Source organism: Daejeonella lutea, assembly GCF_900168015.1.
In the GTDB taxonomy this organism is placed as follows: domain Bacteria; phylum Bacteroidota; class Bacteroidia; order Sphingobacteriales; family Sphingobacteriaceae; genus Daejeonella; species Daejeonella lutea.
In genome coordinates, this window is the sequence record NZ_FUYR01000002.1 from 921556 (window position 1) to 943889 (window position 22334).

The following is a 22334-nucleotide window of genomic DNA, read 5'->3' on the forward strand; positions in this document are numbered from 1 at the left end:
TAAAAGGGGGCTTCGGTTCCCTTTTTTTTATTTATCATGAGATCGTATACTTTAATTCTTATTCCTTTTCTACTCGCCTTAAACGGATCAAAGGCTCAAACCCTGCAAGTTATGTCCTACAACATTCACGTCGGACAAGACGCTGCAAACATGGATCAGCTAAAAAACATGGCCAGGTTTATAAAAATGTCTAAAGCAGATATTGTTGGATTGCAGGAAGTCGATAGTGTTTGCAGGAGATCCGGTAATGTCGATCAAATGAAGTTTCTAGCAGAAGCTACAGGGATGTACTATGCTTATGCAAGGCACTTTGCCTTTGACGGAGGGTCATATGGTATAGGTATTCTTTCCAAGTTCCCGCTTTCCGACGTTAAGGATCATAGAATTATACTTACCAGTGATGGTAAATCGGCTGCAGCGACAAGAGCATTGTTAACAGCAAAAATAGCCAGGGGAAAAGCAGAAATTCTTTTCGCGACCGTCCATATGGATTATAGAGATTCCAATTCGCGCTTAGCTCAGTCGGGGGAATTAGTCAAGCTATTAGGTGCTGTCAAATCTCCCGTGATTTTAACTGGCGATTTTAATGCAGAACCCGGTACAGCAGAGATTATTGCTTTAAAAAGTATACTTATTGATACAGGAAAAGACGATGATCTTTCTTTTCCCGCGGTAAAGCCTGTAAAGAAAATTGATTATGTGATGGTTAGCAAAGCGGATTTGGTGAAAGCAAAGGGTACGCGAGTCTATCCAGTAGTGTTTTCCGATCATCTGCCGCTGATGTCCCATGTCAAAATAAAAAGCCGGGATCGGTGAAACCGACTTGGATTATTTCTTATTTTTTTGAATAATTAACACAATTTCCCTAAATTCTTTAAAAGAAATTCCGGCCGGAAATCTTCTATTCTATTGCATTCGAACTTTTGTTAATTCAATCGGTTGCTTGCCGCAACAGGAAGTGGCCTAGTCCTTACCTCCTTCTTTCCAGAACTGAGAAACATCCGCGAAAGATCCGGGATGGTTCCGGCAATTTCCCGAAGCTGTCTCGGAACTGTCCCGAAGCTGTCCCGGAACTGTCTTGAATCTTTTACGAAGCAGGTACAAACGATTACCCTACCGTTCCCGACGAAGGTAAGATTAAAATAAAGTCTATGAAATTGGCGTAAAAACCGGCAGGGTGGTATTTCTTAAAAGTTAAATGGCTTTAAGATCGTGCCGGAAATTAGTGAAGAACTATGTGATAGTTGGTTTATTAAAAATAGGAAATCCCGAGGAAAATTGCAAATTAAAAGTGCGGAGGTTCATGCCTTGAATTCATCCAGGGCATGCTCTTGGATTCAAAGTGTTCTTTCTTTTAATTCCCTGGTGTTGGCGTTTAAAACTATGACTCAAATTACCTTGGTATGTGCTTCATACGACTGCAGTTTCGGATCATTGGATGCCAGGTCCGTAATAAGGTAGTCGATCGTATTCAGGGAACACACCTTCATTTTTTTAACGGAATTAAGTTTTTCTCCAATACACATAATCGCAATCCTCGCAGATGCACCAATCATCGCTTTTTTTACTTGAAGGACTTCCCACTCGGAATCCGTAATTCCTTCTTTTAGGTCTATCCCATTGGTACCTAAAAAACAGAGATCCACTCCGATTTCAGATAGATCTGCAATAGTTTTGGAGCCCATATTCACCTGAGCATTTTTGTTGAGGGTCCCGCCAATTAGGATTACAGTTAACATTTTTTTCTCAGAAAGCTCCAGTGCGACGACGGGACTAATTGTAAAAAAAGTTGCTTCAAGATCATCAGGAACCAATCTGGCCATCTCGAGCATCGTAGTTCCACCCCCTGTTAGTACTGTCATTCCTTCAGATACCAGGCCTATTGCTTTTCGGGCAACCTCCTTTTTGGAATCCTGAGCATAGACGTCTTTTTGCTCGTAGGGGAAATGGAACGATTTAGAAAGAGCACCCCCATGGACTTTTATGATCTTACCACTTTCCGATAATTCATTTAAATCTCTTCTGACAGTATCTTCGGAAACCTGCAGCTGTAACCCAAGATCTGAGGATAACACCTTATTGTGTAGGTTAATTTGGCGGATTATAAAGGCATGTCGCTCTTTCTTAAGCATACCAGTTGTAATTATCTTCATTAATCGATCAATTCTAGCATTATAAAGTTGCGGTTTTTTTCGGGAATTCAAAATTTTAGGAATATTAATCACTTAAGTCATTCACTTTAAATTAAAAAATTATCAACAAAGCACCACTTTACACAGGAAATTGCAAATTTCTGCGGTTTTTTTTAATTCACTTAATTACACTAACCTCAACATTGCTGTTAGAACCACAAGGATAAAATGATGAATAAAACGCAATGAATAGCGTATTTAATAATTTTTAATATTGGAAAGTGTAGTTTTTACACTTTTTAATTGTACACTAGAGTTCCGTTTTGTTGCGTATTTCTTCACTTTTTTTCCGTTTTTGTTGCAGAGTTCTGCAATTAATCCAAACTTTAGACTGTAAAATCGTCTGTAACAGGATGATGATAATTTTTTTTTAACAACCTCAATTTTAATTAATTAACTAAGTATGAAAAAAACATTACTAATGTTGTTAGGGGTATGTTTATTTGTAATCAGCGCTGTAGCACAGGAAAAGACTGTTACCGGCCGCGTTACGGATAACAGCGGCCCGCTTCCTGGAGTATCTGTTAAGGTAAAGGGAACAAGCACCGGAACAACTACAGGAACTGATGGAAATTATACTATCAGAGTAAATCAGGGCGCTGTTTTACAGTTTTCATTTATCGGTAGTACCACACAGGAACGCACGGTAGGTGCTGAAAATACTATCAATGTAACACTTGGTGCCGATACAAAGGCACTAGACGAAATAGTGGTTGTTGGGTACGGAACTCAAAGAAAGGGAAACCTGACCGGAGCTATTTCTACAATTGATGTGAAAAAGACACTTGAGGGTCGGCCAGTGGCTGATGCGGGACGGGCGCTGCAAGGGGCTGCTCCGGGTTTAAGTGTTGTTCTTCCGAGTGGTGAGGTAGGATCTGATCCAATTATCAAAATCCGTGGTCAGATAGGTTCTTTCTCAGGCGGATCCTCTCCATTAATATTGTTGGACAACGTTGAAATTCCAAGCATACAACTCGTAAATTCAGCGGACATTGAATCCATAACTATATTAAAGGATGCGGCTGCTTCTTCTATTTACGGTGCAAAAGCGGCGTTCGGGGTAGTTTTAATCACGACTAAAAAAGGTACAGGGTCTGATAAACCACAGGTTACCTATTCAAGTAACCTATCGTTCCAAAATCCATGGAAAGAACTTGAAATGGGACGTGTTAATGCTCTTAAATATACTGTTGATGCATTTGAACGCACCGGTGGAACAGTTGCAGGAGCTTTTTATATTACTAGTCGTGAAAGCTACGAAAGAGCTGTTGCCTGGGAGCAGAAATACGGTTCAACGGTTAAAAACACTGACCCAACAGTTTACGGACGTGACTGGTATTATGATGCTGCACGTAACTATAAACATGGTGTTCGGACGTATGATCCTTATGAATCAATGGTTGAAGAATGGGCTCCAACCCAGCTGCATAATTTATCACTAGGTGGTACCACCGGGAAAACGTCATATAACCTCGGATTGGCTGCATTAGACCAGAGTGGGATGATGAAAGCTGCCAAGGTTGATCAATTCACTCGTTATAACGCTTCACTAAGAGTAACAAGTGAGATCAATAAATATTTCACTGCCCGTGGTGGTGCAATTTACTCACGAAGAAATAAGGAATACCCGTATATAACTAGTTCAACAACAGCCGATCCATGGCTGTACATGTACAGATGGAGTTCACTATATCCATATGGGAAAGCAGAGACTGGTGAGGATATTCGAAGCCCGGCAAGTGAGGCAGCTGCCGCAAATACTGCGAACATCCTGCAAAACTATTTGAACTTCAATCTTGGAGGTACATTTAATATCGCTTCAAACTGGACTGCTGATTTCGATTATTCGTTTTCGAATCAGGAAGGAAGAACCAGACGTCCGGGTACTAAATATACTGCAAGGGATTCATGGGTTGCGCCGATTGCGCGTGTTGATGGAAGCGGTAATCCGGTTTTCGTAAATGCTGAAGGAGCAGTTGTCCCATCTACTACAGCTGGTGCAATTCGTGCATATGATCTGCCATTAGCAACTTATACTTCGACAGGAGCTAACCCTGATCATTTGTATAAATCAGCAGAGAATTTCTACAGACACACTATTAATGCGATTACTACTTATAATTTAACTTTTAAAGAAGACCACCAGTTCAAGTTAATGGGCGGTTTGAACCGTGTGACTGATAATCGCGCAAACCAATTCACCCAAATAACAAATCTTACCAACCTTGATAATCCACAGTTTGGAAATGCAATCGGTATTGTAACCGGGGGTGGTGACGAATTTTGGGAAGCTCAGCTAGGTTATTTCAGCCGGTTGAACTACGCCTTCAAAAACAAATATTTACTTGAAGGTAATATACGTTATGATGGGTCTTCCAAATTTCCGTCTGATCTTAAGTGGAGATGGTTCCCATCTTTCTCTGCTGGCTGGGTTGCCAGTGAGGAAAGCTTCATGAAGTGGACACAACCTGTTCTGAATACATTGAAGTTCAGAGGATCATATGGTTCGATCGGAGATCAGTCGGTTCCGAACAATTTGTATGTTCCGACAATGAACAGCGGTCAGACTACTTGGATCAACGCGAGCAACGCAAGGGAAGTAGCGGTTGGTAGTCCGGGTGCAGTTGCTGCCGATATTACATGGCAGGATATCAGAACCCTGAACCTTGGGGTAGATGCAGGTTTGCTTGACAACAGGATCAACATCGGTTTTGATATATTCAGAAGAAACACTGATAATATGATTATTGGGGTTGAAGGGATTCCAGCAACATTTGGAACTACCGCTCCTCGTGGAAATTATGGCGACTTGAAGACTGAAGGTTGGGAGTTGTCTATTGACTTCAATCATCGCTTTACAAATGGGTTGGGGATCAATTTGAGAGGAAACCTTTCGGATGCTAAAACAACCATTATCAATGCTGGATCGACTCAAACGGTTACGGGTAATTATAAAGGAAAAACCTATGGCGAAATTTGGGGATACCGTACTGATAGATTATATCAAAACGACGACTTTGAGCTTGATGCATCAGGCAAACCTCAGCTAATAACTCTTACTGCCGCAGAAAGCGCATTGCACGCTGGAAAACAAGCTTATAAATTGAAAACTGTAAATGGTCAAAAACCAGTTTATCAACCGTTTGTACAAAACAGCGCGACATTCAGATTTGGACCTGGTGACGTTAAATTTGTGGATCTGAACGGCGACGGTGAAATTAGTAATGGAAGCAACCTGTTAAGCAACTATGGTGACCTTGAAGTAATAGGGAACTTTACACCACGTTATGAGTATGGTTTCAGATTGGGCGGAGATTTCAAAGGAATTGATATCGGTGCATTTTTCCAGGGTGTTGGCAGTCGTCAAATCTGGGGTGAGGGTTTCTTAGCTATTCCTGGCTTTAACTCTGCGGATGGGGCTATGCCTGCAGCTATCGCTGACGATTACTGGACTCCAACAAATACGAATGCGTTTTATCCTGCTGCCTTCAATAATGGCGGTAGCGGCACAACCAACAACATGCAGGTTCAATCCAGGTACTTGTTAGATATGTCGTATTTGAGGTTGAAAAGCTTAACTCTTGGATATGCCTTACCTAAAACTATGTTGAATAAAGTTGGAATAAATTCGCTGCGGTTTTATGTCGCAGGAGAAAACCTTATCACATGGGATAAGTTGGGAAGATTGCCTATTGATCCTGAGCAAATTAACGGATATTCAATGTTTAATACCGACAATTATAATTCAGGCCGTACCGGAGTTTCAATCCCAACATTTAAAAGCTTCTCATTTGGTGCCCAATTAAATTTCTAAACTCAAAAAGATGAAATATCAATTAAGATTTATATACGGTGTCGTTGCGGCATTAATCCTTGTTTCATCCTGTAATAAGGATGTACTGGACCGACCGCAATTAAATGATCCTACGGATGACACATTCTGGCAAAATGAAACGGATATCCGTCTTTTTGCAAACGGTTACTATACAAATTATTTTAACGGTTACTCGTCAGGATTCGGCGTTGACTATGTTCCAGTAAGAGGATATACTTTTTCAGATGATCTTACAAGCAGAAATCAACAAGCAGCTTTTGAAAATGCTGTTCCTGCAAGCCGTTCGTCTACATCCGAAACTGCTGCCTGGTTAGGATCACAATTTGCCGGTCCAACCTGGAACTTTTCTTGGGTGCGTAAAACCAATGTTTTTCTGGATCGTTTAGAAACAGTAACCAAGCCAAAGCTTACGCCCGAAGCATACAATCACTGGAGTGGTGTAGCACGTTTTTTCAGAGGTTATGAATACAGCCGTTTGGTTAGTGTTTTTGGCGATGTGCCATATTTTGACAAGGTAGTAAAGGAGACAGAACTGGAAATCCTTTTCAAAGACCGTGATAACCGCGGTGTAGTAATGGATAAAGTCTATGACGACTTTAAATACGCCCTGGCTAATATCCGTATAAATGATGGCAAGCAATATCTGAACAGGTACATTGCTGCAGGTTTCATTTCAAGGTTCATGCTTTTTGAAGGTACTTTCCAGCATTATCACAATTTGGATGCTGCTCGTGCGAAGAAATATCTTGAGCTTGCGGCTGAAGCAGCGCAGTTAGTCATCAACAGCAATGCATATAATTTCGGAAGCGACTTCAAGGCTATATTCTCTTCAGACAACCTTAATGGTAACCCAGAAGTTATGTTATACAGAACTTATGATGCGGCACTTGGTGTTACACATAGTATTGGTTCTTATAACAATGGAACAGAAGTTAATGGTGGTGATGCGAATCTTGACCTGGTTAAATCTTTTATCGTAAATGACGGTAAGCCTTGGCAGAATTCAACTGTTGCAAAAGCAAACAGTTTTTCAATTCCAGATCTGGCATTAACACGCGATCCACGATTCGAAGCAACCTTTATTGATCGGGCTCATACACCGGCCACAACCTTGCTTTATGGTTACAAGTTTGCATCACGCGAAGCTATCACTTTTATAGGTAAGGCTTACCCTGCAATGTGGGGCAGTAGTACAAACACCAGTGATGCGCCTGTAATGCGTTTGGCGGAGGTTGTGTTAAACTGGATCGAAGCGAAAGCAGTTCTTGCGCAGCACTTTGCTGGTCCGGCGATCACCCAGGGCGATATTGACAAGTCTATTAATGCGATCCGTAGTCGCCCACTTGACGCGGCGGCAATTGCTAAGGGAGTGAAAAAAACTTCTCCATTATTGCTTGCAGCTCTTCCTGTAGATCCTGCGCGGGACACTGATGTTCCCGCCCTTATCTGGGAAATACGTCGCGAAAGACGGATGGAATTTGTATACGAGCACACACGCCTGTTAGATTTGAAACGCTGGAAGAAACTTCGTTATATGGATTACAGCACCAAGAATGATTATCTGATGGGTCCATGGGTAAATATTCCGGTTGAGGCTCCAGCATTACTGGGAACGTCGTTTATAAACAGAACGAGGGTTAGAAAAGAAGATGGAACTGTGGTTACCTTCAACGGGACAAATCAGAGCGCAATGGTAGGGTACTTTATGGTTGAGGGTGCCACAAACCGGAACGCCTTCACTGATAAGTCTTATACTGCCCCTGTTGGTCAGGCCCAAATTGCAGAATACCAATCTAACGGGTTTAAGCTTACACAGACAACTGGTTGGTAATCCGATTGAGATCGAATTAACATGTTACCTATTAAATGCAACCCGGTTCAAAAAACCGGGTTGTTTTTTTATCAGACATAACCGAATTTAAATGTTCAGAATATTATTTCCCCTTATGGTAATTTTATTACTGCTTAACGCCTGTAAAAAGGGCACAATACCTGCCCCCACCCCGCCACCGGTTCAAAAGACCTATGTTTCTGAAAATAGTTTTAAAATAGTTGCCTACTTCCCTTCTTATCAAAATCCTGATTCGGTGGATGTTAGTAAGTATAAAATGATTACTCATCTCTTCTATGCTTTTCTCACACCGAATGCTAATGGTTCGTTAAATGCCCTTCCCCAAATTGCCCGATTTAATCAGGTAATAAATACTGCCCGAAGCAAAGGAGTTAAAGTCGGGATATCCATTTCCGGACCCAGTGATATATTCGTCTCTCTGGCAGGAAGCGCTAGTTCCAGGTCTAACCTGGTAAAGAATGTGTTAGCGTTTGTAAAACAGAATAATCTGGATGGGGTTGATCTTGACTGGGAATATCCCCGCACGACCGACGGCAGTGATGTAACTTACACTCTCCTTGTGAAAGAGCTTTCTGACACTCTTCATAACAATAATAAATATTTAAGTGCAGCCGTAACTCCGGGTGTTTATGCCGGAGGCGTGAGAGATGGTTTTAAGCCTGAAAATTTCGCTTATCTCGATTTCCTGAATATAATGATGTATGATGGCGTAGGGTGGGATAAAACAGCTCCCAAACAACATGCTTCATATAATATGTCAGTTGCAAGTTTCGACATTTGGCTCAACTCCAAAGGCCTTATAAAAGAGAAAGCAATTATGGGCATCCCATCATACGGAAGGAATACTAACAATGGATCTGCTGGCTATAGGACTCTAATTTCCAATGGAGCGAAGTCGTACCTGGATTCAGCTGCCTATAATGGTGCCATTTATTATTACAACGGGACGAAAACTGTTAAGGAAAAGGCTATGTTGGCTAAGCAAAGAGGCAATGGAATAATGTTCTGGGAATTCTACTTTGATACCAACGGTTCTAATTCTTTGTTAAAAGCAGCAAATGATACCCTTGGCAGGTCCTATAATTGACGTCAAAATCATCAAACCTCATATAAAAAGCCCCTTACCAGAATGGCTAAGGGGCTCTTTAGTTGACGGTACCACCATGGAATAAATTACAGCCGCGTTAAAATCTCATAGGGTTGGGCTTTATTTATCGGTGGGGGCATGAAAATCGCTGAAGCACAATTCATTGTATAAAATGCTAAAGGCCCGGGTCTTATCTCCGCTTAAAAAATTTTATAACCAAGACTCAGGTGCCACAAATTTGTCTTTTGGTCGTACTTGTCCGTTTTATTAATATTGCTGATTCCGGTTTCATAACGTACATCAAATGTTAATTTTGATACATCGATGCCAGCACCAGCCTGTAAGCCTAAAGCCTGATCCTTGTAATTCCGGAAGTCTTTCACATCCTGTGAAGCAGAAGCCACTGGTTCTTCTTTATCTAGCAGGAATGAAACAACAGGCCCGGCCATAAACCTGACATTAAAAGCACCTGGCCCTACCTTAGTACCGATAAGTAAGGGAAGGTCCAGTGTGGTAAAATTAATTTTCTCATCACCACTATATACCTGAGCTGCTGTGGGATAACTGCTTCCTTTGCTGCCAAGATATAGCTCTGGCTGAAAATATAAGCCAGCCCCGCCAAAACGAGCAAATACGCCGGCTTGGAAGCCTGTGAGGTTGTCTTCAGCTGCAACATCTGATTTTAACTTAGAAACATTTAAGCCTGCCTTAATTCCCAGGTCAAAGGAAGGTAATTGCGCCATAGCGGTTGCTCCTGCGAAAAGCATCACGCCCATAAATAAAATGATCTTCTTCATAATTATAAGGTTTAATTCACACGAGATCAACTCCCGTACCACAAAGACGAATTTTTTAAGAAAAAGTTGCATTGGATGGGTAAACTGTAAATGAAATTGGCATTTGTCGCGATAAAACTTAATTTTGTACAAATTAGAATCATGGCAGAGATTAGTATCAGTAATTCGGATTGGGATCGTTTAAAGTTAAAGATCAAGCGAAAATACAATCACTTGAGTGAAGAAGATCTTGCTTATCAGGAAGGCCAGGAGGAAGATTTGATTACCCGTTTAATGACCAGGATAAAGCGAAACCGCGAGTATGTGGTGTTTACGCTAAAAAAAGGAATGGTTCATCTCGAAACCAACAGGTTGTAATTCCTTTATTACAAACCGCTTACGACAAAGTTTTTCTGACACTTGCTATACTAATAGTTCGGCTTTTTCGTACTTTTAAGTACCATAATTGTCTAGTATGAAGAATGCCGTCGACTCTAAACCGAAGAAATCAGCGTTAAGGAGAAAAATCCTTATTGGTTCTATAGCCATTTCTCTCTTCTCCTTATCATTTGTTGAAGATCTTTTTCAGGTTTCCAAGAATCTGGACATCTTCGCATCCGTATACAAAAATCTAAGTATCAATTACGTGGATAATGTTAATTCGTCGGAGATGATGAAGACAGGGATTGATGCAATGCTGGAGGAACTCGATCCGTACACTGAATACATCCCTGAATCCGATATTGAAGATTACAAATTAAAATACGTAAGTACTCAATATGGTGGCATTGGTGCAACAATTTCCAATCGTGATGGAAAAGTAATAGTTGCTGAACCATATGAAGGTTTTCCAGCTCAAAAGGCTGATATCCGGGCCGGGGATGAAATTTTGGAGATCAATGGTGTTTCGCTGAAAGGCAAGGCTAATGATCAGGTAAGTTCTATGCTTAAAGGTTCTAAAGGAACCCCCGTGAAGCTGTTATTGTTGAGACCTGGATCTGCAAAACCAACGGAGATCAATCTGCAGCGCGAAGAGATCCGGCAGGATAACGTTCCTTATTACGGTATGCTGGAGGGCAACGTAGGCTATATAAAACTGGATAAATTCCTTGAAAATTCAGGACAGGAGGTTAAGAATGCGCTAATTGATCTTAAAAAGAATGATTTGAAAGGCCTTGTTCTTGATTTGAGATATAATGGCGGGGGAATTCTGCAGGAAGCTGTTAAGATTGTAAACCTGTTTGTTGAAAAAGGCGTTACGGTAGTTATCCAGAAAGGCAGGAACCGTGAGAAATCAATAACATACAACACTTTTAACACTCCGGAAGAACCTACTCTTCCTTTAGTTGTCCTGGTGAACAACCGCGCTGCCTCTGCTTCAGAGATCGTTGCAGGCTCATTGCAGGATTTGGATAGGGCAGTGGTGATCGGTCAAAGGAGCTTTGGAAAAGGCCTTGTGCAGCAAACATTTAACCTTCCCTACAACAGTTTGGTGAAAGTAACCGTTGCTAAATATTACACCCCATCAGGAAGGTGTATCCAGGCACTGGATTACACTCATCGCGACAGCGAAGGCAGCGTGGTTAAAGTTGCCGATTCGCTTATTACAGAATACAAAACCAAAGCCGGAAGGTCTGTATATGACGGCAGCGGTATTTATCCTGATGTCTTTGTCAAGCCGGTCAAGTATAATATGATCACCCAAACCCTGGCGTCTAAATATCACATATTCGACTATGCCACAGTTTATCGAGCAGAGCGTCCAACGATCCCTGATGCAAAGACTTTTAAACTAACCGATACCGAGTACGCTAAATTTGTCAGTTACCTCTCCAACCGGGACTATAATTACAATACCCGAACAGAGCGCATCTTGAATGACCTTCGTGACGAGGCAGAGAAGGAAAGTAAAATGACCGATATCAAGACTGAGTTTGACGCCCTGAAGGCAAAGGTATCTCACAGTAAAAAGAATGACTTAACTCAATTTAAAGATGAGATAAGGAAAGTGCTGGAAGCTGAAATAGTATCCAGGTATTTCTTCGAAAAGGGAAGACTTGAGCAGGGATTTAAATACGACGCTGATCTTAATGAATCTTTAAAGATTCTCAACAATAAAGCGGTGCTGGCCTCAATTCTTAGCGGCGAAGGAAACTACAAATCGATTGGAAAGCCGGGAGTTAACTTCTCGGCGAATGCACAATAGGATGTTAGGAAGCCTAATACCAAATACTTAGGGCTTCCAGCTCAATCCCATATTATACAGCATAAATGCCCACTTGTCGACTTGTTCTTCAATTACCTTTGCCGTGGGCTTTCCTGCCCCATGACCTGCGTTAGTTTCTATACGGATCAGGGCAGGGCTTGCACCTTTATGATATTCCTGCAGGCGTGCAGCAAACTTAAAGGAGTGAGCTGGTACTACCCTGTCGTCGTGATCTGCTGTTGTGATTAATGTCGCAGGATATGATACTCCAGGTTTCAAAGCATGGTATGGCGAATATTTAAGCATATATTCAAACATTTCTTTCGATTCCTCTGCTGTTCCGTAATCATAAGCCCACCCGGCGCCAGCGGTAAATTTATTATAGCGAAGCATATCAAGTACGCCAACTGCTGGCAGGGCTACTTTGAAAAGCTCCGGCCTTTGGCTCATCACGGCGCCTACAAGTAATCCGCCGTTTGATCCGCCAGAAATGGCCAGGTAGTCCTTTGAAGTATATTTGTTGCTGATCAGATATTCCGCTGCTGCTATAAAATCATCAAAAACGTTCTGCTTGTTCATTTTGGTGCCTGCCAGGTGCCATTTCTCACCATATTCGCCACCGCCGCGTAGGTTCGGCACAGCATAGACGCCGCCCTGCTCCAGCAAGACAATGTTCGACGTGCTGAATGCTGGTGTCAGGCTAACACTGAACCCTCCGTAGCCATAAAGCAAGGTCGGATTTTTACCATTGAGCTCGATTCCCTTTTTATGGGTGATGATCATCGGGATTTTCGTTCCGTCTTTTGAGTTATAAAACACTTGCTTGGAAACATAAAGCGACGGATCGAAAGAAACACCTGATTTTTTGTACTCCACGGACTGGCCCGACGCAATTATATATTTAAAGATGGTTGGTGGATAGATGTATGAAGTGAATGTATAATATAATTCTTTCTCGCTTTTCTTCGCGCTGAATCCGCTTGCTGATCCCACACCGGGTAATGTCACGGTGCGCTCCAGTTTACCATCCATATCATATTGCATGACAAGTGACGTAGCATCTTTGAGGTAATTAGCAAAGATTTTTCCGCCAGCAGTACTTACGTTCAAAACATTTTCGGTTTCCGGAACAAGATCCTTCCAGTTTGACGGCGATGGATTTGATGCATCAACCGTCACCACCCGATAGTTAGGTGCATTCAGATTAGTGTAGATGTAAAGTTTACTGTCTACATTATCGATTACATAATGTTCGTTATCAAAATTGTCAACCACTTTCATGATCTCGCTGCCGGGTTTCGAGAGGTCCTGAATATAGAGCTCATTCCCTGTAGTGGATTTTGCTGCCGTGATGACCAGGAAACGATCGTCTTCACTTACACTTCCGCCGATATATCTTCTTGGAGTTTTATCCCCTCCAAATACGAGGATATCTTCCGATTGTTTGGTGCCGATCCGGTGGAAGAATAGTTTGTGATATTGTGTTAGCCCGGAAAGCTGACTTCCTTCTTTCGGCTTGTCGTAGCTGCTATAATAGAAACCCTCTTTTCCTTTCCAGGATAATCCGGAAAACTTAACATCGGTCATTGTATCACCAACTTGTTTCAGGTCACTCGTATTGCGAATGATCACCTTACGCCAGTCAGATCCGCCTTCAGAAAGCTGGTATGCTGCCATACTTCCATCCTTGGTAAATTCTATACCCGCGAGTGACGTACTAGCATCTTTAGAGAATTTGTTCGGATCTAAAAATACTTCGGGAGTTCCTTTATCTTTTTGTCTGTAGAGAACATATTGATTTTGCAGTCCATCATTTTTATAGAAATACGTGTAGGATCCTTCTTTAAATGGTGCAGTGAACTTTTCATAATTCCACAAAGTTTCAAGTCGTTTCTTGATGTCATCACGGAAAGGAATTTTTGACAAGTAGCTTTGCGTAACCTTGTTTTCAGCCTCAACCCATGCTTTCGTATTTTCGGCACGGTCATCTTCCAGCCATCGGTATGGGTCTTTAACAGTAGTACCAAAATAAGTATCAGATACTTCAACTTTGTTTGTTCTAGGGTAGTTCATCGTATTGGGATTCGGGCTTGTATGCTGTGCGTTGGCCATTTCAGAATTGATCAAAGCCACACTTAACAGGCTGAAAATGATAATTGGTTTCATAGCAATCGGTTTGAGAATTTCTAAAATTACGAAAAGCATGGAAATAAGTGAGAACCTTGTGATTACAGCGAGTTGGTTTATACCGAATGTAAAAATTATGTACTTTTGAGGCCATGCCGGGCACAAAAATTTACTTTGCATCTGATTTTCATTTGGGCGTCCCTACCCGGGATGCTAGCCGCGAAAGGGAAGATCGCATCGTGAGGTGGCTCGATCACATTAAATCTGACGCCGCTGAGATTTTCCTTATGGGAGATATCTTCGACTTCTGGTTTGAATATGCAACTGTGATCCCCAGAGGGTTCATCCGTTTTCAGGGTAAGCTTGCAGAACTCAGTGACTCAGGAGTAAAAATCACATTCTTCAAGGGTAATCATGATATGTGGATGTTTGATTATTTCGGACAGGAAATGGGCATAGAAATCGTCTCTGATGAACTGATTCTTGAAAGGAATGGTAAGAAATTCTATCTCCACCATGGTGATGGTTTAGGCCCCGGAGACAACATGTACAAAATCCTGAAAAAGATATTCAGAAGTAAAATCTGCCAATGGCTATTTGCACGACTGCATCCAAACTTGGGTGTGGGTATTGCTCAAAGGTGGTCACGCAGTAGCCGGGCTCAGAATGCAAAAGAAGAAATTTTTGAGAATGCTGAGGAAGAATGGTTATATCTGTACTCAAGAGACTTACTTAAAGCAAATTATTACGACTTTTTGATATTTGGTCACCGTCACCTTCCGCTTGATCTCAACCTAGGAGAAAGCCGATACATCAATCTTGGAGAGTGGATAAAATTCAATTCTTACGCTGTTTTTGATGGTGAGAGTTTAGAATTAAAATATTTTGAACAAGACCAGACCTAGCACTATCGTCATAGAATCTTCCTGTTCTTGACCAGATTAACTTATTATATAGAAAAGCCGTATTTTTGTAAAATATTAGCAATACCTGTCGATATGGGTGTTTGCAATCGCAATTAAAGATGTTAGACAAATTAGAATTAATTAAAGAGCGCTGGCAAGATGTTGAGCGGGAGTTAAGTAACCCCGCAACAATGAGTGATATGAAGCGTTTCGCTCAGCTTAACAAAGAATATAAGGATCTCACCAAGATTGTAGATGAATATAAGGTCTACAGCCTGGTAGTAAGCAATATTGAAGCGAATAAAGGTCTTCTTGCTACTGAAAAAGACGAGGAGATGCGCGAAATGGCTAAAATGGAGTTGGAAGAACTGATCCCGCAACAGGAAGAACTGGAAGAGAGAATACGTATGATGCTCATACCGCAAGACCCCGAGGATGGTAAAAATGCCATAGTTGAAATCCGCGGCGGTACCGGTGGGGATGAGGCTGCTTTATTTGCCGGTGATCTTTACCGGATGTATACTCGCTTTTGTGAACGTAAAGGCTGGAGAATGGAAGTTGTTGATGTAACAGAAGGGACAGCAGGCGGATATAAAGAAGTCGTATTTAATGTTAACGGCGAGGACGCTTATGGACAACTGAAATATGAGTCAGGGGTACACCGGGTACAGCGCGTGCCTGATACTGAAACAGCAGGACGGGTGCATACATCGGCAGCATCTGTTGTTGTTTTGCCTGAGGCAGATGAATTCGATGTTCAGATCAGCATGAATGATGTGCGGAAAGATCTGTTCTGTTCCTCAGGCCCAGGCGGTCAGTCGGTAAATACGACGTATTCAGCAGTACGTTTAACTCACCTTCCTACTGGTATAGTTGCCCAATGTCAGGATCAAAAATCCCAACTTAAGAATTTCGATAAAGCATTTGCAGTTTTAAGAAGCCGGGTTTATGAGCTTGAGCACGCAAAGATGCTGGAAGAAACTTCTAAAAAACGTAAGACAATGGTCGCTACTGGCGATCGTTCGGCTAAGATCAGAACCTATAATTATCCTCAGGGTAGAGTTACCGAGCATCGGATTGGCTTGACTATATATAATCTTCCAAATGTCATGAATGGCGATATACAGGAAGTAATAGACCAATTACAGCTTGCGGAGAATGCTGAAAAGATGAAAGAAGGATCATTTGCCTGATAAATAGGGAGGCAATAATTCCAAAACTAACTTTCAAATTCATTGTTTTCAATTGAATATTAGGAGGTTAAGTGCTCATTATAAATTAAGGTTTTTATTATTTGCACTGTAAGGGTTATTGCCGTATATTTGCCTCACTTTTAAGAAAAACGATCTCGAAAGTAGTTCTAATAATGATTCCGTAGCTCAGCTGGTAGAGCATTACACTTTTAATGTAGTGGTCCTGGGTTCGAATCCCAGCGGGATCACAAAAATAAATTGTATCTTTCCTGAGCATATCAGGAATTAGCCCTCGGGCAGATATATTGAAAGCAAACGGACCGGTAGTTCAGTTGGTTAGAATGCCGCCCTGTCATCCCGACCTTTGGTTGGGACGGGTTTGAGTCCAGGGATTTAGTTGCTGTGAGTTATGGCAACCAAATAAAGAAATTAAAACGAAACTACGGACCGGTAGTTCAGTTGGTTAGAATGCCGCCCTGTCACGGCGGAGGTCGCGGGTTCGAGTCCCGTCCGGTCCGCAGAGTATAAACCCTTGCAATGAAAATTGCGAGGGTTTTCTGTTTTACAGCTAATTGAGGCGTCGCCTTTGGTAGAATGCCTCGCTGTCATCCCGACCTGTGGTTGGGACGGATTTTAGATCAAATCAAAAGCACGCGCATATTCACACAGATCATAATAGGAGTTAGTGTCTAACTTCTTCCTGATATTCTTTATGTGAGTTTGCACCGTATGGATGGAAATGAAAAGTTCTTCAGCAGATTCAGGAGCTGATTTACCCAAAGCGAGTAGTTTCAATATCTCTCGTTCCCGTTTGCTTAGTTTTGCATATGAAGGCAGATTCTTGCGCAGGAAATTATTTTCTTTTAATAAACGCGAAGCTTTAAGGGTCATTGCATGCATTGGATCGATGGGAAAGGCTATAGTGATAGACAGCAAAGGCTTACCCTTAGGATCATGAGCCAAAATCTTCATTGCTGTCATATGCCACATCCAATCCGATTTCCCACTGAACCTGACTTGCTGAAAGAAGGCTACCATATCGTCAAAACTGTTTTTCTCCATTAGCTGGAAAACTTTTGGGGCATAGTCCTTCGCATCCTGCTCATTAAAGAAACGTGCGTGATATTCCTCTGTTGTCAGATTTACAATTTCTTCTAAACAAATTCCCAGTTCTTTTATTCCCCGGTCTGACATCCAGGCCACTGACCAGTCCCGCAGGTCATGAATTATAGTTACTCCAGGAAGCAGTTCGGCGAAAGAAGCTACCTTAGCAATATGATCATCAATGAGATTTTGAATATCCTGCTCAACCATGGGTGCGAGGTTAGACTACATTAAGCTGATCAATGCGACCAGGAACTGACTTTTAAAGGTTTAGAAACGACCTTAAATTTCCGGACCTTAGCATCTCTTTTGTTTGTTCATTTGCTTCATCATTTCTAAGTGACTCAATCCGCAATAATCCTGTGCAGTAATCCAGGACGGGAGAGTGGGTTCCGAAACAAAATTTATCTGTTCCAAAAGTCTTAAGCAAGCTTCCGAGATCTAAAAGATTTCGACCAGAGGTATCCATGATCACTTTTGATTTTTTTAACAAAGCTGTGTCTTTTTCATCCAGAACCAAACTATTAGCAAGATTTACGATCATATATTTTGCATCTGGCACAGCGCGCACGATTGGCATTACATTCGCCAGAGTCCATTCCTTTTCAACGTCAAGCCATGAACTTGGACGGCTATCCACCATTCTCAATGATAATGCTACTGGTATATCCCGGTCGCGCGCCATTTTTACGAGTTCAATACAGGCTGGATTATCCAATTCATAACCGTGATAAATAGGATGAAGACGAATGCCTTTCATCCCTAATTTGTTAACACTCGTTTCGAAATCCTCACGCCAACCATTATAAATTGGATTGATTACGGCGAAGGGAATAAAACGGCTTTGATAAGCTTTTTTAGACCGTATCTCTTCGGATAACTCCTCATTGGCGAATTGGGTATTCTTATAAAAAATCCCGTTCAGGCTGCTCACTACAGAAATATCTGTTCCGAACTCCTGCATTCTTTCAGATAAGGCAGGAAAATTATTATATTTTAATTGCAAAAAAGGCCAGTGACCTATGTATGCATTGCTATCAATCAACATTTTTCCCTGCCTTTCTTAATATGTTATTATAATTATCAAAAAATATCTTCTTTCGTTGTGCCTCAGTCATCTTAGCTGAGATAATATGTCCCACACCCTGATAGAAGCTATTATCACAGCCAAAGAAAAGTCGATCCTCTCCAATATATCTTAGGGCAAATTCAACCATATTTGCGATATTATTACTGCCTGAAAGATCAACATACACGTTAGGCGAGTGCTGAAGGGCTTTGCAAGCATCTTCCCAATCAATTCCGCCGGCCGTGTGCGCAAACTGAAACATCGCTTCCGGATAGCGTTTGGCAATATCAACGAAATCCTCAGGAATAGAGATATTTTTTGGTTCCCTCGCGTTATACTTTATCCGCGCTTTGCCTATGGGTGAGTGCATTAGGATAATCAACTTAAGATCGATGAACTTCTCAATTATTGGATAGAATAGCGGATCATTTATCTTGACATGATTATACAGCTTCATACCGGTAAATCCCAGGTCGGTACAGCGTTTGATTTCTTCCATGGATTCTTTTTTATAGGTAGGATTCAATGTTAACTGACCCATGAAACGGTCCGGATGTGCTTTAACGGCACCGATAATAGCATCGTTGCATGCCCTGAATTCTTCTGGCAGACCCGGACTTCCCGGAGCCATGGGTTTTGAAATCACGAGTTTATCAATACCCAGCCGATCAGCGTAGCTTAGGTTCGACGCATTCGTAGCTCCTGCAAGACCGAAATGAGCGTGCGAATCAATCTTTCGATATTTTCTAACTTCTGCCATCAGATCTACTTTTTTGATGGGCGCTGCCGCGGTTTCACTGTCTTCCTTATCAGTAAATCCTGATAAGGTATTTCCAAGCAAGATCCCGGCTGCAGAAGCAGCAGTGGTTCCGACAAAAGTACGGCGGTTGAATTTAAACATAGGTTAGGAAATTAGGTCTCCGAAAAAACGCGTGATACATTGCGTGTACCTACCCGTTTGTAAGCACAATATAGAAGTTTCTTTCACGAATTAAAAACACCTTGAAAACAGTACAGTAACTAAGGTGTTAATAACCCTATATAATTTATATGCGAAAACTGATTATCCAGGAGTGGATCTCTATCGATGGTTTTGCTGCTGACAGGAATGGCAGAATTGATTTTTTCAACAACCCGAAATTTAATTTAGGTTGGGAAGTTGACGAATTAGTTTTTATGGACTCAATCGATACAATCATTCTTGGAGCAACTACGTACAAAATGTTTGCTGCTTATTGGCCAGAAGCCGATACAGCAAAAGAGCTCGTAGCTGACAAACTGAATTCGACAACTAAGATTGTCTTTTCTCAAACTCTTGACAAAGCACCCTGGGGTAATTGGGAACCCGCGCAGATAAAAGCTGATCCCATTCAAACAATTACTGCGATGAAAATGCAGGAAGGAAAAGATATTGTTCTTTGGGGCAGCCTTACGATCGCTAGATCCCTGATATCCGCGAATTTGGTTGATGAATATCAATTGGCCGTGACACCTGCATTTCTCGGAAGCGGCCTATCTTTTATTCCCGAGAATTATATTATGACTGCCGACCTGGTAAAGGTAAAATCATATGAAAGTGGAATAGTTAAACTGACCTATGTGGCGGCGTCCCCCGATGATGAATAAGGCTACAAACGGTGATGAAGGGCAAGATTGTGACTTACAATAGTTTATAAGTCTGTCCGGCTTTTGTTCTTAAATCGATCGCTTTGCCGTTGACGTTTATTTTCAGGCGATTGCCTTGCTTAGAAGTCACAGAGCACTCACTTACTTTACCATTCTGCCATTTCATATTTACTTCAAATCCCCCGCGAGCACACAGTCCTTTAACCGATCCATTTGCCCAGACTTGGGGCATAGCTGGTAAAAGTTTTATATAATCTTGATGCGACTGGATCATCATTTCGGCAATTCCCGCGGTGCCACCAAAATTTCCATCTATTTGAAAAGGAGGGTGATTGTCAAATAAATTGCTCAACGTAGATTTTTGTAAAAGTGCTACGACGTTTTCATAGGCTTTTTCTCCATCTAGCAGTCGGGCGTAAAAATTTATAATCCAGGCCCGGCTCCAGCCCGTATGTCCCCCGCCGTTGGCAAGCCTCCGTTCAAGCGTCTTTGCCGCAGCAGCAAAGAGCTCAGGCTGGTCGGGAGTAATGAGATCTGCGGGATATAATGCAAGTAAATGCGAAATGTGTCGATGTCCAGGCTCGGCCTCATCATAATCCTCGATCCATTCCTGTATACCCCCTGTTTTCGGGCTGACCTTTATTGCTGGAAGTCTGGTTAAGGTTTTTTTCAGGCCGGCGGCAAAATGTTGATCAGATTTTAGGATTTCTGCCGACTCAATACAGGCATTGTATAATGCCATGATAATCTCAATATCTATTGTTGGTGCATAGGTAATCTGGTGTTTCTCTCCGTTAGCCAGCTTAAATGCATTTTCCGGAGACATTGACGGTGCAGTTACAAGACGGCCGTGTTTGTCCTCTATCAGGAATGTTTGAACAAATTCTGCAGCCTCCTTCATGATTGGGTAAGCTCTTTCCTTAAGGAATTTCTTGTCTCCCGTAAATTGATAATGTTCCCATAGATGCAAGGTTAACCATGCCGCGGCGAGAGGAGACACACCATATTGGATAGCTGCATTAATTCCCGTCTTACCAAATATATCTGTTGCATGGTGCATTGTCCAGCCTTTCGCATTATACATCCCTTTGGCTGTTTCTCGTCCGGGTAGCCGATAAGCATCAATGAAATTGAAAAGTGATTCGTTAGTTTCTGAAAGATTTGTGACCTCCGAAGGCCAGTAATTCATTTGAAGGTTAATGTTCGTGTGGTAATCAGAATCCCATGGTGCGTCATAATGGTCGTTCCAAACGCCCTGTAGGTTAGCCGGCAGAACTCCCGGCGAAGTTGAACTGGCGATTAGCAGGTATCTTCCATATTGAAAGTATAGCTGAATGAGCTGGGGGTCGGCGCTGCCATTTTTTACGGCGTTAAGGCGCTTGTCGGTCGGTATCCGCGAAAGGTCATTTCCACCAAGATCAAGCGTAACCCTGTCAAATAATTCGCGATGTTTATCAACGGACGATTTTTTAATTTCCTCGTACTGCTTAGCTGATGCGTTCGCAATAATCTTATCACACGCAGCTTTCACGTCTATAGATCGATCAAAATCAAGCTTTGGGAGACTATAATCCGAGGCACTTGTAAGGAGTATGGTCAGGTTACTTGCACTTTTAACCAGAATGCTGTTATTCGCAGATTGTATAGTGCCATCGGCAGAACTAGCCTTTAGTATAGCCCCGAACTTCATATTTAATCCGCCCTCACCATTTGAATCATCGACGTCAACTATTTGGCCGTTCATTAAAAGGCTGTTCTGGCCATAACTATTAACTGTTGCGTCGCGCTCACGACTTAAATTGATTTTACAGTTGATCGAATTTGGCTTATCAGATGTGATACGCACCACAATGCAATCATGAGGACCTGAAGCAAAGACTTCCCGTTTGAATTTTATCCCATCTATAACGTAGGTAGTCGTTGCTACTCCTGTTGATAGGTCGAGATTTCGTTCGTATTCCTTGGGAGAACCCTGAAGTCCGAAGTCTATAAAAATATCACCCAGAGTTTGGTGAGAGCGAAATCGATTAGGAATTGCCAGCATAAACTTCGTGCTCAGTTCGTGCGCCTTGGCGTTTTCCCCATTTAAAAGCAATTGCTGAATCTCTTTCAGGTGACTTGCCGACCCTGGATTATCTATGCTGATTTTTTTTCCAGCCCAAATACTTTCTTCGTTTAGCTGGATACGTTCATATTGTACATTCCCGAAAACCATTGCTCCCATTCGTCCATTTCCAACAGGTAATGCTTCTACCCATGTTGTTGCAGGCTGCTGATACCATAGTTTTAGGTCCTTCTCCTGTGATTTCGACACGAACGGGGCAGAGGTGATTAACAGGTAAAATGCAAACTTCTTAATCAT

16 protein-coding genes and 2 tRNA genes are annotated in these 22334 nt (G+C 41.9%); 11 read left to right on the forward strand and 7 right to left on the reverse strand.

What is annotated here, in order from left to right:
- The first annotated feature begins 36 nt into the window (after window positions 1-36).
- Window positions 37-816, forward strand: coding sequence for an endonuclease/exonuclease/phosphatase family protein (locus tag B5X60_RS13180; RefSeq protein ID WP_079703147.1), 780 nt, complete (start codon window positions 37-39; stop codon window positions 814-816).
- A 572-nt stretch (window positions 817-1388) separates the two neighbouring features.
- On the opposite strand, the gene B5X60_RS13185 is transcribed toward B5X60_RS13180, so the two are convergent.
- Window positions 1389-2132: a DeoR/GlpR family DNA-binding transcription regulator gene (locus B5X60_RS13185; protein ID WP_079703272.1), complete on the reverse strand. Its 744-nt coding sequence runs from the start codon at window positions 2130-2132 to the stop codon at window positions 1389-1391.
- Between the two features lie 463 nt (window positions 2133-2595).
- On the opposite strand from B5X60_RS13185, the gene B5X60_RS13190 reads away from it, so the two are divergent.
- From B5X60_RS13190 to B5X60_RS13200, 3 genes are all read left to right on the forward strand, one after another.
- Window positions 2596-6006, forward strand: coding sequence for a SusC/RagA family TonB-linked outer membrane protein (locus tag B5X60_RS13190; protein WP_079703148.1), 3411 nt, complete (start codon window positions 2596-2598; stop codon window positions 6004-6006).
- Between the two features lie 10 nt (window positions 6007-6016).
- Window positions 6017-7858 carry a RagB/SusD family nutrient uptake outer membrane protein gene (locus B5X60_RS13195; RefSeq protein ID WP_079703149.1) on the forward strand — a complete coding sequence of 614 codons (1842 nt, stop codon included), beginning with the start codon at window positions 6017-6019 and terminating at the stop codon, window positions 7856-7858.
- Between the two features lie 91 nt (window positions 7859-7949).
- Window positions 7950-8966: a glycosyl hydrolase family 18 protein gene (locus B5X60_RS13200; protein WP_079703150.1), complete on the forward strand. Its 1017-nt coding sequence runs from the start codon at window positions 7950-7952 to the stop codon at window positions 8964-8966.
- A 200-nt stretch (window positions 8967-9166) separates the two neighbouring features.
- Here the strand turns inward: B5X60_RS13200 and B5X60_RS13205 are convergent, their stop codons facing one another.
- On the reverse strand, window positions 9167-9763 hold the full coding sequence (locus B5X60_RS13205; RefSeq protein ID WP_079703273.1) for a porin family protein: 597 nt from the start codon (window positions 9761-9763) through the stop codon (window positions 9167-9169).
- Window positions 9764-9904: 141 nt separating this feature from the next.
- Between B5X60_RS13205 and B5X60_RS13210 the strand changes: the two genes are divergently transcribed.
- Together B5X60_RS13210 and B5X60_RS13215 are read left to right on the forward strand one after the other, a co-directional pair.
- Complete coding sequence (locus B5X60_RS13210; protein WP_079703274.1) at window positions 9905-10120, forward strand: hypothetical protein; 216 nt, start codon at window positions 9905-9907, stop codon at window positions 10118-10120.
- 97 nt (window positions 10121-10217) lie between these two features.
- Window positions 10218-11948, forward strand: a complete 1731-nt coding sequence (locus B5X60_RS13215; protein WP_079703151.1) for a S41 family peptidase — start codon at window positions 10218-10220, stop codon at window positions 11946-11948.
- Between the two features lie 27 nt (window positions 11949-11975).
- Here B5X60_RS13215 and B5X60_RS13220 read toward each other — a convergent pair whose 3' ends face one another.
- Window positions 11976-14060, reverse strand: a complete 2085-nt coding sequence (locus B5X60_RS13220; protein WP_245803524.1) for a prolyl oligopeptidase family serine peptidase — start codon at window positions 14058-14060, stop codon at window positions 11976-11978.
- A gap of 167 nt (window positions 14061-14227) precedes the next feature.
- On the opposite strand from B5X60_RS13220, the gene B5X60_RS13225 reads away from it, so the two are divergent.
- The 4 genes from B5X60_RS13225 to B5X60_RS13240 all read left to right on the forward strand — a co-directional run bounded on the left by B5X60_RS13225 (window position 14228) and on the right by B5X60_RS13240 (window position 16691).
- Window positions 14228-14980 (forward strand): UDP-2,3-diacylglucosamine diphosphatase, encoded by a 753-nt coding sequence (locus B5X60_RS13225; protein ID WP_079703152.1) that lies wholly within the window; start codon window positions 14228-14230, stop codon window positions 14978-14980.
- Window positions 14981-15099: 119 nt separating this feature from the next.
- Window positions 15100-16173, forward strand: a complete 1074-nt coding sequence (gene prfA, locus B5X60_RS13230) for a peptide chain release factor 1 (RefSeq protein WP_079703153.1) — start codon at window positions 15100-15102, stop codon at window positions 16171-16173.
- Window positions 16174-16348: 175 nt separating this feature from the next.
- Window positions 16349-16421: transfer RNA gene (locus B5X60_RS13235), tRNA-Lys, on the forward strand.
- Between the two features lie 196 nt (window positions 16422-16617).
- A tRNA-Asp gene (locus B5X60_RS13240) sits at window positions 16618-16691 on the forward strand.
- Between the two features lie 115 nt (window positions 16692-16806).
- On the opposite strand, the gene B5X60_RS18575 is transcribed toward B5X60_RS13240, so the two are convergent.
- The 3 genes from B5X60_RS18575 to B5X60_RS13255 are packed head-to-tail and all read right to left on the reverse strand — an operon-like array spanning window position 16807 to window position 19247.
- Window positions 16807-17487: a helix-turn-helix transcriptional regulator gene (locus B5X60_RS18575; RefSeq protein WP_079703154.1), complete on the reverse strand. Its 681-nt coding sequence runs from the start codon at window positions 17485-17487 to the stop codon at window positions 16807-16809.
- A 52-nt stretch (window positions 17488-17539) separates the two neighbouring features.
- Complete coding sequence (locus B5X60_RS13250; RefSeq protein ID WP_079703155.1) at window positions 17540-18325, reverse strand: amidohydrolase family protein; 786 nt, start codon at window positions 18323-18325, stop codon at window positions 17540-17542.
- Window positions 18315-19247 (reverse strand): amidohydrolase family protein, encoded by a 933-nt coding sequence (locus tag B5X60_RS13255; protein ID WP_079703156.1) that lies wholly within the window; start codon window positions 19245-19247, stop codon window positions 18315-18317. Before B5X60_RS13255 ends, B5X60_RS13250 begins: the two co-directional genes overlap by 11 nt.
- A gap of 149 nt (window positions 19248-19396) precedes the next feature.
- Here B5X60_RS13255 and B5X60_RS13260 point away from each other — a divergent pair, with 149 nt between their 5' ends.
- Window positions 19397-19972, forward strand: coding sequence for a dihydrofolate reductase family protein (locus tag B5X60_RS13260; protein ID WP_079703157.1), 576 nt, complete (start codon window positions 19397-19399; stop codon window positions 19970-19972).
- A 34-nt stretch (window positions 19973-20006) separates the two neighbouring features.
- On the opposite strand, the gene B5X60_RS13265 is transcribed toward B5X60_RS13260, so the two are convergent.
- Window positions 20007-22334, reverse strand: coding sequence for a glycoside hydrolase family 95 protein (locus B5X60_RS13265; protein WP_079703158.1), 2328 nt, complete (start codon window positions 22332-22334; stop codon window positions 20007-20009).